An 11,422-nucleotide genomic window follows, 5' to 3' on the forward strand; every position below is an offset into this window, starting at 1 on the left:
GTTTATTTGGTGTATCGTGCTTCAAGTATTGCTTGAGTGCCACTGCGTAAAATATGTGTAACCTTTAAGGCGATATCCTCAGTTAACGAATCAATTTGATTGAGATCTATTTCCCATAAATCTGACATGGCGAGCACATTGTAAGTGAGCTGCGTAATATCGGTATCATAGAGTTCGTCCCAAACCTTAAATCGTTCCAGTAAATATTCATCATCCTTCAATGGAATAGTCAGATGGTTGAATTTGCCACGATAAAAGACAATTAAAGCTGCAAGTGAAAATGAAATACAATAGGGGATAGCATTACGTTGTTGAGAATACGAAATTAACTGGGGTAATAACCGCGTTTTAAATTTAGTGAGCGAATTAAGGGAAATGGAAAGTAATTCATGCTCAATGTAGGGATTATTAAAGCGATCAATAACATCTGCAGCAAACTGATTTAACTCAGAGGGTTGTTGGGATAAAACAGGGATAACTTCATGAGTGATAAGCTCATTAACATAGGCCAAAAAGGTTGGGTTGGAAGTCACCTCTCTGACGGTTTTTATGCCAGCTAAGTAAGCAACAGGCACCATTGAGGTGTGAGCACCATTAAGAATAGCAACCTTACGTTCTTTATAGGGTTTAATGTCATCAACAATTTTGATATTTAATGGAAGAGAATTCAGCTTCAATTTTTCCTCTAAGATCTTTGGACCTTGTATGACGAATAGATAAAAATATTCAGCAGTAACGAGAAAATCGTCTTTGTAGCCTAATTCGCTTTCTAGTTTTTCAATTTCGTTTTTTGGGTAACCAGTGACTATTCTATCCACTAATGTGGAGCAAAAGGTATTGTGTTCATTTAGCCAAGTAACAAACTCATCTGGCAGATCCCAATCTTGTACATGTTGAAGAACAAATTCTTTAAGCTTTTCACCATTATAATCAATGAGTTCACAAGGTATAATAAATAAACCTTTATTTTTATCCCCTTTAAAATATTGGTAACGATGGAACAAAAACTGGGTCAATTTGCCTGGGAAGCTCTTTGCTGGTTTTTCTTCAAAACAGACATCATGATGATACACAATGCCAGCTTCAGTGGTGTTAGAAAATATCCATTGCAGTTCAGGATTTTCTGCACATTTTATAAATTCATCATATTCAGAATAAATAAGTATTTCTCTATTAACTGAATTTATAATTCTAATATCAGCAACTTGTTGCTGTTGTTCGTTAAGTCCCCTGGTGATGGCAGTGTATAGGCCATCTTGTTTATTGATTGATGGGTGAGCAGAGTCAATGGGCCTCACAAGTGTAATGCCGCTATTGAAATCTGTTTTTTCATTAAGTTGGTCAACCATCCAATCAATAAATGCACGTAAAAAATTACCTTCCCCAAATTGAAGAATTTTTTCAGGGTATTGCTTTGTCACCATTGACTTTCGGTTCAGGTAATAATTCATAGCCATTCCTCTAGTTATTATGCGTATATATGTTCTGGTGTGGACTCAGACTAGAAGTATTTAGAGAAAGGCACTATTAATTGCATCAATTTTGTGGATTAAATGGCTTTTTCATGCTTTTAATCTGTTTTTTATGAGTAAAAAACAGTTTTTAATTTAAAGTTGATTGGAGTTGTTTGTTTAATTGATTGATATTAAATTGATTTTTCTTTATTTCGCTTTGTTTTTAAAATGTTATTTATAGTTTATTTGGTTTTTTTAAGGAAAAATCCAGATAAAAACAAAATAATGAAAATAAGAGTAGATGAGAAAAATCAATTGTTTCCCTATGGTGATATAACAAATTATTTATGGTTCGATTTACTCGTAAGTTTGTTGAATAGAATTGATCATAGTTCGTTTAGCGGTATCTAAATGGTGGCGAAGCTCATTCATTGCCACAAGGTCATTACGACTAATTAGTGCACTGAGAATGGTCATATGTTCTTCAATTGCAAGCACATTTCGCTCTTTTAGGTCTGATTCATCCCACTGATATTGAAAGTGGAAAATAACAGTAATTATTTCAAGTGACTGATTAAAGAAAGGGTTATTAGCACCTGATAAAATTAAACTGTGTAATTCATAGTCAAGTTGAGAGAAGTCCCGGTAATTGATTGTGACGGTTTCCCTCAGGGCGCGATGTTTTAAAAGTAACTCTTTCGCTAAAATCCAGCGGTGGTCATCCGCGGGTAAGTTTAAAAAGTGTGTTAGTGCATTGGTTTCAAGTAATTCTCTGAATTCAAATAATTTTTCTGCATACTCGCGGGAAAATTTCATCATGTGCCAGTTGCCGCGATGGGTGTTTTTAATCAGACCATAACGTGAAAACTCAACTAAAAACTCACGTACTACACTGGAATTCACATGGCTTTTTTTAGCTAATTGAAGTTCAGTAAATGTGTCACCTGGCATCAATTCCTTTTCTTTTATCATTTGATAAAAGGCTTTTTCGAATAAAACGATTTGTTGATCGGGGAGGCTAGACTCAACGGGGAAGAAATCATTTTTGTTAGGGTATCGGGAAACATGATATTCACTCCCTTGTTTTTCAATGATTTTCTTTTCTAGTAAATATTCTATCGTATGTCTTACCGTCGTACGACTGATATTAAACATCTCCGCTAAAGATGATTGTGAAGGAAATGGCGAAGACAGTAGATTTTTATGAATAGCGTCTAGGAATTCATTAATTGAACTGTAACGTAAGTTTTTACTTCTTACCATCTTCAGTATCCCTCTATGATTTTTATGTTTAAAAAACCGATTTAATACCGATTTGAAAACATTTAATCACAAAAATTAGTTGTTTAATACCTAATTTATGTTTTTTAAATTAAAAAAGACGGATTAATTGATGGAGGGTGATATGAAGCAATTGATTTGTCAGGAACCAAAAAAATTAGTTTACCAGCAAGTGGAAGAACCTGTTGTTAAGGCTGGGCGAGTCAAAATAAAGATACATGCGGTAGGAATTTGTGGAACAGATATTCATGCGTGGGGAGGGAATCAGCCCTTTTTTCAGTACCCACGTGTCTTAGGGCATGAAATTTCGGGGACTATTTGTGCAGTTGCTGATGATGTAAAACAATGGAAAGTGGGGCAGCGTGTTGCTGTAATGCCTTATGTGGCATGCTATGAATGTGGTGCATGTAAAAGCGGGAAAACCAATTGTTGTGAAAAAATTTCAGTGATTGGTGTGCACGAAGATGGTGGGTTTTGTGAATATCTGAATGTCCCTGAAAAAAATATATTAGCCATTGAAGACAGCGTGTCTGATATCGATGGGGCGTTAATTGAACCTTTCGCTATTAGTGCCCACGCGGTGAGACGAGCACAAATTAAACCAAATGATGCCATTCTTGTAGTCGGTGCGGGGCCTATTGGTCTTGGCGTTGCAGCTATTGCAAAAGCAGATGGAGCAAATGTTCTTGTTGCTGATACTAGCTTGGCAAGACGCCAACATGTTGAAAAAGTATTAGGTGTAAAAACCTGTGATCCTGCTTCTGAGGACTATCTGGCCGTCATTGAAGCCTATTTTGGCGGGATGTTAGCCGAAAAATTGATTGATGCCACGGGTAACCCGCATGCGATGAATAATACCGTTAATTTAATTCGTCATGGTGGGCAAGTTATTTTTGTGGGGTTATTCAAAGGCAACCTTTCATTCTCTGACCCTGATTTTCATAAAAAAGAAACCACAATGATGGGCAGTCGTAATGCGACCCCTGAAGACTTTAATAAAGTTGCTAGACTGATGGCTGAAGGTAAAATATCAAGTGAAATGATGCTGACTCATCAGTTTGATTTTGATTCCATTGGCGAGCGTTATGAGCAAGATGTTATCAATAATCGTGACTTAATCAAAGGTGTTATTTTATTTTAAAATGGCTACAAAAAAGCCCACATATGAAGTGGGCTTTAACGAAAAGAGAAATTAACGTTTTAACGCTTCAGATAATTCATCTTTCATGATGGACAGCATATCGCGAACAACGCGTGGGCTACCTGCAACTAAGTTACCAGAAGCTAAATAGTTATGGCCACCGATAAAGTCAGTCATAATCCCACCAGCTTCACGCATGATGAGCTCGCCGCCTAAAAAATCCCATGGTTTTAAACCGATTTCAAAATACGCATCGACACGGCCAGCAGCCACATAGCATAAGTCTAATGCAGCAGAACCTGTACGACGGAAATCCGCACATTTATCAAACATCGCTGTCATGATGTTCATAAATACAGGTGCGTGTTGTTTTTGTTTGAATGGGAAGCCTGTTGCAACGATAGCACCGTCAAGGTCACGTTTCTCATCAATACGGACGCGGTAACCGTTCAATTGCGCGCCTTGTCCACGGACGGCACTGAATAATTCATTGCGCATTGGATCGTAAACCACAGCAACTTCAGTACGGCCTTTAACGCGTACAGCGATAGAAACAGAGAAGTGAGGGAGACGTTTTGTGAAGTTGGTAGTGCCATCCAGTGGATCGATTACCCATTGAACATCATCATCTTTACCTAATAATTCACCACTTTCTTCAGTGATAATTGTGTGGTCTGGATAAGACTTACGGATGATTTCAATAATTAATTGCTCAGATTCTTGGTCAACGTTAGTAACGAAATCGTTCGTTCCTTTCTGAGTGACTTTAATATTGCTAGGCATTTCATAGTTTTTAGCTATGTGATTACCGGCCTTACGTGCGGCACGTATGGCGATGTTAAGCATCGGATGCATGGGCTTTTTCCACTGGAATGTTAAAGAACAAAAAACTTGAGAGCAGAAGTATATAGATGTTCGTCACAATAAGCAATTTTGTGTTAAGCTATGCCGATAATTTTTTCATTAAACGTATAAACCATGCTAGAAAATATTCGTATCGTTCTTGTTGAGACCTCACACACAGGCAATATGGGTTCCACCGCCCGTGCAATGAAAACCATGGGGCTTTCAAATCTGTACCTCGTCAACCCTCTTGTTGAACCTGACTCGCATTCAATCGCACTTTCTGCAGGTGCGAGCGATGTTATTGGTAACGCGACCATCGTCAAAACGTTAGATGAAGCCCTTGAAGGATGTAAGTTGGTGATTGGTACCAGCGCACGTTCGCGGACGTTGTCTTGGCCGATGGTTGAGCCACGGGAATGTGGTGTAAAATCTGTTGAGCAATCAAAAGAATCGCCAGTCGCGATTGTTTTTGGTCGTGAACGTGTTGGTTTGACCAACGAAGAATTGCAAAAATGCCAGTATCACTTGTATATCCCAACTAACCCTGAGTATGGTTCTTTAAACCTTGCTATGGCGGTACAATTGGTCAGTTATGAGATCCGTATGGCGTATTTAGCCATGGATGAAAAAAATCCCGTGACCTCAAATGATGATGAGGTAGAATATCCCCCCTCTGAAGATGTTGAACGTTTTTATGTGCACCTTGAAAGCGTATTAAATGAATCGGGCTTTATTCGCAAAGCGCATCCAGGCTTAATTATGAATAAGTTACGTCGTTTATTTACTCGTGCGCACATTGAAACCCAAGAGCTACACATTCTGCGCGGTATCTTAACGTCGATGGAAAAATGGGCGAAAAAGTGAGGCGAAATCCGTGGTGAAAGTCAGTGAATAATACTTGAGTAAAATAGTCAGGTAAATAGTTGACTAAATTACTCAGGAATGTCACAATTCAGCCATATTTTACCACGGAGTAATATGTTATGAGACTCACTTCCAAAGGACGTTACGCAGTAACTGCGATGTTAGATGTCGCGTTACACTCTCAGTCTGGTCCAGTACCTTTAGCTGATATTTCTGAACGTCAGGGAATTTCCCTCTCTTATCTTGAGCAACTTTTCTCTCGTTTACGTAAAAACGAGCTAGTTTCTAGCGTTCGCGGTCCGGGCGGTGGTTATTTGCTTGGTAGAGACGCTGACCAAATTTTTGTTGCTGAGGTAATCGCTGCGGTTGATGAATCGGTTGATGCAACCCGTTGCCAAGGTAATAAAGAAGGTTGTCAAAACGGCGACCGCTGTTTAACGCATGCATTATGGCGTGACTTAAGTGACAGAATCACCAGTTTCCTTAGCAGCATCAGTCTTGATGAGCTCGTGAAAAATCAAGAAGTGATGGTTGTGGCTGATAGACAAGATAATGAACAACGTAAAAGTATGCCAAACGGCATCACGCCTGAATCCATTATCAATGTACGTGCTTAAAATATTATATTAAAAATTGCAGTCGATACCGAGTAGTGAGTGCCTAGACGAAGAGCTAAGTTCCGCCATCGGTGTCTTTAAAAAATTAAAGGCAAGTTAGCTTGTCCTTTGGAGTATGTGAGCAATGAAATTACCAATCTATCTTGATTATTCAGCAACAACACCGGTTGACCCGCGTGTGGCTGAAAAAATGATGCAATGCTTAACAATGGATGGGAACTTCGGTAACCCTGCATCCCGTTCTCATCGCTTTGGCTGGCAAGCCGAAGAGGCGGTTGATATTGCACGCAACCAAATCGCTGAATTAGTGGGTGCTGACCCGCGTGAAATCGTCTTTACGTCAGGCGCAACGGAGTCTGATAACTTAGCCATTAAAGGCGCAGCGAATTTCTATAAAAAGAAAGGCAACCACATTATTACCTGTAAAACGGAACATAAAGCCGTTTTAGACACTTGTCGCCAATTAGAACGTGAAGGCTTTGAAGTGACCTATTTGTCACCACAAAGCAATGGCTTAATTGCGATGCAAGACCTAATTGACGCTATTCGCGAAGAAACCATTCTGATTTCTATCATGCATGTGAACAACGAAATCGGTGTGGTTCAGGATATCGAGGCTATCGGTGAATTATGCCGTAGCAAAGGCATCGTTTTCCACGTGGATGCAACACAAAGCGTGGGTAAATTACCTATCGACTTAAGTGCGTTAAAAGTGGATTTAATGTCATTCTCTGCACACAAATTGTATGGCCCTATGGGTATCGGTGCGCTGTATGTTCGCCGTAAACCGCGTATTCGCCTTGAAGCACAACAACACGGTGGCGGTCATGAGCGCGGTATGCGTTCAGGGACATTACCTGTACATCAAATCGTGGGCATGGGTGAAGCTTACCGTATCGCTAAAGAAGAAATGGCAGCGGAATCTGAACGTCTGCGTGGCCTGCGTTTACGTCTGTGGAATGGCATTAAAGATATCGAAGAAGTTTACCTCAATGGTGATTTGGAACACGGTGCGCCGCACATTCTGAACGTCAGCTTCAACTATGTTGAAGGTGAATCACTGATGATGTCATTAAAAGATTTGGCTGTATCTTCAGGCTCTGCATGTACTTCTGCAAGCTTAGAACCTTCTTATGTACTGCGCGCTTTAGGGATGAATGATGAGCTAGCACACAGCTCAATCCGTTTCTCTTTAGGTCGTTTCACGACAGAAGAAGAAATTGACTATGCAATCAAAATGATTCATGGCGCAATTGGCCACTTACGCGAGCTGTCTCCTTTATGGGAAATGTTTAAAGACGGCGTAGATCTTAACAGCATCGAATGGTCTCACCATTAATCAGACGGTTTCAGGAGTTTAAAAATGGCTTACAGTGAAAAAGTTATCGATCATTATGAAAACCCACGCAACGTTGGTTCATTCGACAACAGCGATCCAAGCGTCGGCAGTGGGATGGTAGGTGCACCTGCTTGTGGTGACGTCATGAAGCTGCAAATCAAAGTTAGCGATGACGGCATTATTGAAGATGCACGCTTTAAAACTTACGGTTGCGGCTCAGCAATTGCATCAAGTTCACTGGTGACTGAGTGGATGAAAGGCAAAAGCTTAGACGAAGCGGAGTCAATCAAAAATACAGCGATTGCAGAAGAGTTAGAATTGCCGCCAGTGAAAATTCACTGCTCAATTTTGGCAGAAGATGCAATTAAAGCTGCTATTGCAGATTACAAAAGCAAACGCCAAAGCAAATAAGGTTTCAATCAGTTTATAGGGCAACCCATATTAATAAATAACAAAAAGTTACCGCCCTATATCTGGTCAAAATATCGCTCATCCAACATGTTGAATATCGCTAAGTAAGTGATTACTTATCAACGGGGTGAAAGGTATAAAAATAATTTGAAGGCGGATGCGACAATTGTGTAGCATCTGCCTTGTTTGTTTCTAAAGTGAGGTTTGCAATGTCTATTTCTCTTACAGAAAGTGCAGCGCTGCGTATTCAATCTTTCCTGCAAAATCGCGGTAAAGGTGAAGGCTTGCGTTTAGGTGTAAGAACTTCAGGTTGTTCAGGAATGGCATATGTTCTTGAGTTCGCTGATATAATCAATGAAGAAGACACAGTTTTCGAAGATAAAGGTGTAAAAGTCATTGTCGATGGTAAAAGCATCGTTTATCTAGATGGTACCGAGCTGGATTTCGTCAAAGAAGGCTTAAACGAAGGGTTTAAATTCAATAACCCTAACGTCAATAGCGAATGCGGATGCGGTGAAAGTTTTCACGTATAATGCCTTCATAAACGCATGATTTTCGACCAATGTAGCTGATACTGTTAAACAACGTGTTTGTTGCATTGGTAACCGGTTCGAGACACTAAGCACTTATGGATTATTTTACTCTCTTTGGGTTAACCCAAAATTACGCAATTGATAGCGAACAACTCACACAGCGCTTTCAAGATTTACAGCGTCAATACCACCCTGATCGTTTTGCTGCCTCCTCTGAGCAGGAAAAAATGCAAGCCCTTCAAAAAGCCGCCACGATCAACGCGGCTTACCAGTCTTTACGTCATCCGCTAAAACGCGCGGAATACCTGCTTTCATTGCATGGTTTCGATATTAATAATGAACAACATACTATGCATGATACTGTATTTCTGATGGAACAACTTGAGCTACGTGAAGAGCTCGACAATATCGAAAACAATGCCAATTCGCTTGACTTATTGGCGGTGTTTATGAAGAACGTCAAAAAAATGCAGCAAGATAGAAACTTGCTAATGGTCAACGAATTAGATGCGATGCAGTGGGAAAAAGCCGCTGATACTGTGCGTAAGCTGCGTTTTCTCGATAAGTTACAGCAACAAGCTGAGCAGCTCGAAGAACGGTTACTGGACGAATTTTAAGAGAAAACGATTATGGCCTTATTACAAATCAGTGAACCAGGTATGACCGCTGCGCCGCACCAACGCAAATTGGCGGCGGGTATCGACTTAGGTACGACGCACTCGTTGATCGCCACGGTACGTAGTGGTGAAGCAGCCGCACTACCAGATAGCCAAGGGCGTGTTTTGCTGCCCTCTATCGTCAATTACCAAACTACGGATAAGCGTGTAGGTTGGGATGCAAAGCAACTTGCAGAACAAGACCCCGTGAATACCATTATTTCTGTAAAAAGAATGATGGGACGTTCATTGGCTGATATTCAAAAACGCTACCCTGATTTGCCTTATCAATTAACCGCGAGTGAAAACGGATTACCGTTCATCCATACAGCGACAGGGCAAGTTGACCCTATTCAAGTGTCGTCCGATATCTTAAAAACACTGGCAAAACGCGCAGAAAATACCCTTGGCGGAGAAATGGATGGCGTGGTGATCACGGTGCCCGCCTATTTTGATGATGCGCAGCGTCAAGGAACCAAAGATGCGGCTCGCCTTGCGGGGCTGCATGTGTTGCGCTTGCTTAATGAGCCGACCGCCGCTGCAATTGCCTATGGTTTAGATTCAGGGCAAGAAGGGGTAATCGCAGTTTATGATCTCGGTGGCGGCACATTTGACGTGTCTATCTTACGTTTAAGTCGTGGTGTGTTTGAAGTATTAGCCACGGGAGGCGATACAGCGCTTGGTGGTGATGATTTTGACCACGTTCTTGCGCAGTGGATTGCCGACCAAGCCGGTGTTTCACTGCAAGGTGACCACCATTTAAATCGCCAGTTATTGAATATTGCCACTGACGTAAAAATTGCATTGAGTGATGCAGACACAGCCACTATTGAGCTGGCTAGTTGGCAGGGGAAAATTCATCGCGAACAATTTGAAGCATTGATTGAAACGCATATTAAGCGCACGTTAATGGCATGCCGTCGTGCATTAAAAGACGCGGGCGTAGAAGCGGATGAAGTGCTAAATGTCGTGATGGTCGGTGGTTCGACGCGTGTGCCACTTGTGCGTCAAAAAGTGGGGGCGTTTTTTGGTAAAACACCACTGACCTCCATCGATCCTGATAAAGTTGTCGCCATTGGCGCGGCTATCCAAGCCGATATTTTAGTGGGTAATAAGCCTGACAGTGACATGCTGCTTCTGGATGTGATCCCTCTTTCCCTTGGTTTAGAAACCATGGGGGGGTTAGTGGAAAAAGTTATACCACGCAATACCACTATCCCAGTTGCCCGCGCACAAGAGTTCACAACATTCAAAGATGGTCAAACTGCAATGAGTGTTCATGTGGTACAAGGTGAGCGTGAAATGGTGGCAGATTGCCGTTCTTTAGCGCGTTTTACTCTGCGTGATATCCCCGCTATGGCGGCAGGTGGTGCGCATATTCGTGTCACATTCCAAGTGGACGCCGATGGCCTGCTCAGCGTGAGCGCCATGGAAAAATCCACGGGAGTAGAAGCCTCAATTCAAGTTAAGCCATCCTATGGTTTAACAGACAATGAAATTTCAAACATGATTAAAGATTCAATGACTAACGCGCAAGATGATTTAACTGCGCGCCGCCTAGCGGAGCAAAAAGTTGAAGCGGCAAGAGTGCTTGAAAGTTTAACGAGCGCATTAGCCCAAGATGCAAATTTACTGACGCCAAACGAAGAGTCAGAAATTGATAATGCGGTCAATGAGTTAATTAAAGCGGTTGAGGGTACTGACCCCATCGCAATTGAAAATGCCATTAAACAACTGGATAAGCAATCGCAGGATTTTGCTGCGCGTCGAATGGATGCATCTATTCGCCAAGCGTTGTCAGGCCATTCTGTGGATGAGATATAATTATGCCTAAAATAGTTTTTTTACCTCATAGTGATTTATGTCCAGACGGTGCTGTAGTTGAAGCACAAGAGGGTGAGTCGATTTTAAACGTGGCACTGCGTAGCGGTATCGAACTGGAACATGCCTGCGAGAAATCCTGTGCCTGCACAACCTGCCATTGTATAGTGCGCGAAGGCTTTGATTCTCTAGAAGAAAGCAGTGAATTAGAAGACGACATGCTGGATAAAGCATGGGGCCTAGAACCTGAAAGCCGACTGAGTTGCCAAGCAATGGTAGCGGATGAGGACTTAGTGGTGGAGCTGCCTAAATATACTATCAATCACGCCCGCGAACACTGATTTTTGTCATACTTCACGCCGTAGCGTTGTTGGCTTCTTTCGCTAACCCTAGTCACATACTTTTGTATGCTCCTAGGGATTAGCGCAATTTGCCGCCTAGCTACAACGTGAATTATCT

The 11,422-nt window shown here is 41.5% G+C and carries 12 protein-coding genes; 9 read left to right on the forward strand and 3 right to left on the reverse strand.

Features of this window, described 5'->3' with window-relative positions; genetic code table 11:
- Positions 1 to 2 precede the first annotated feature (2 nt).
- Together PR808_RS09590 and PR808_RS09595 are read right to left on the reverse strand one after the other, a co-directional pair.
- Positions 3 to 1,451: a tagaturonate reductase gene (locus PR808_RS09590; RefSeq protein WP_442960057.1), complete on the reverse strand. Its 1,449-nt coding sequence runs from the start codon at positions 1,449 to 1,451 to the stop codon at positions 3 to 5.
- Positions 1,452 to 1,811: 360 nt separating this feature from the next.
- Positions 1,812 to 2,717, reverse strand: coding sequence for a GntR family transcriptional regulator (locus tag PR808_RS09595; protein WP_206082469.1), 906 nt, complete (start codon positions 2,715 to 2,717; stop codon positions 1,812 to 1,814).
- Positions 2,718 to 2,859: 142 nt separating this feature from the next.
- Here PR808_RS09595 and PR808_RS09600 point away from each other — a divergent pair, with 142 nt between their 5' ends.
- A complete protein-coding gene (locus PR808_RS09600) occupies positions 2,860 to 3,876 on the forward strand; it encodes a zinc-binding alcohol dehydrogenase family protein (RefSeq protein ID WP_241016771.1) in 1,017 nt (338 codons plus the stop codon).
- Positions 3,877 to 3,927: 51 nt separating this feature from the next.
- Here the strand turns inward: PR808_RS09600 and suhB are convergent, their stop codons facing one another.
- Positions 3,928 to 4,731: an inositol-1-monophosphatase gene (gene suhB, locus PR808_RS09605; RefSeq protein ID WP_206082467.1), complete on the reverse strand. Its 804-nt coding sequence runs from the start codon at positions 4,729 to 4,731 to the stop codon at positions 3,928 to 3,930.
- A 123-nt stretch (positions 4,732 to 4,854) separates the two neighbouring features.
- Between suhB and trmJ the strand changes: the two genes are divergently transcribed.
- The 8 genes from trmJ (at position 4,855) to fdx (ending at position 11,304) form a co-directional block, all read left to right on the forward strand.
- On the forward strand, positions 4,855 to 5,586 hold the full coding sequence (gene trmJ, locus PR808_RS09610) for a tRNA (cytosine(32)/uridine(32)-2'-O)-methyltransferase TrmJ (protein ID WP_206082466.1): 732 nt from the start codon (positions 4,855 to 4,857) through the stop codon (positions 5,584 to 5,586).
- Positions 5,587 to 5,705: 119 nt separating this feature from the next.
- Positions 5,706 to 6,203 (forward strand): Fe-S cluster assembly transcriptional regulator IscR, encoded by a 498-nt coding sequence (gene iscR / locus PR808_RS09615; protein ID WP_206082465.1) that lies wholly within the window; start codon positions 5,706 to 5,708, stop codon positions 6,201 to 6,203.
- 124 nt (positions 6,204 to 6,327) lie between these two features.
- Positions 6,328 to 7,542: an IscS subfamily cysteine desulfurase gene (locus PR808_RS09620; protein ID WP_225819018.1), complete on the forward strand. Its 1,215-nt coding sequence runs from the start codon at positions 6,328 to 6,330 to the stop codon at positions 7,540 to 7,542.
- A gap of 24 nt (positions 7,543 to 7,566) precedes the next feature.
- Positions 7,567 to 7,953, forward strand: a complete 387-nt coding sequence (gene iscU, locus PR808_RS09625; RefSeq protein ID WP_206082463.1) for a Fe-S cluster assembly scaffold IscU — start codon at positions 7,567 to 7,569, stop codon at positions 7,951 to 7,953.
- Between the two features lie 209 nt (positions 7,954 to 8,162).
- Positions 8,163 to 8,486, forward strand: a complete 324-nt coding sequence (gene iscA, locus PR808_RS09630; protein WP_047756461.1) for an iron-sulfur cluster assembly protein IscA — start codon at positions 8,163 to 8,165, stop codon at positions 8,484 to 8,486.
- A gap of 95 nt (positions 8,487 to 8,581) precedes the next feature.
- Positions 8,582 to 9,103 (forward strand): co-chaperone HscB, encoded by a 522-nt coding sequence (gene hscB / locus PR808_RS09635; protein WP_206082462.1) that lies wholly within the window; start codon positions 8,582 to 8,584, stop codon positions 9,101 to 9,103.
- A gap of 12 nt (positions 9,104 to 9,115) precedes the next feature.
- Positions 9,116 to 10,966: a Fe-S protein assembly chaperone HscA gene (gene hscA, locus PR808_RS09640; RefSeq protein ID WP_206082461.1), complete on the forward strand. Its 1,851-nt coding sequence runs from the start codon at positions 9,116 to 9,118 to the stop codon at positions 10,964 to 10,966.
- 2 nt (positions 10,967 to 10,968) lie between these two features.
- The gene (fdx, locus tag PR808_RS09645) at positions 10,969 to 11,304 is read left to right on the forward strand and encodes an ISC system 2Fe-2S type ferredoxin (protein WP_206082460.1); all 336 of its coding nucleotides are present in this window, start codon (positions 10,969 to 10,971) and stop codon (positions 11,302 to 11,304) included.
- Positions 11,305 to 11,422: the final 118 nt, after the last annotated feature.

Source organism: Providencia sp. PROV197, from assembly GCF_028479625.1.
In the GTDB taxonomy this organism is placed as follows: domain Bacteria; phylum Pseudomonadota; class Gammaproteobacteria; order Enterobacterales; family Enterobacteriaceae; genus Providencia; species Providencia vermicola.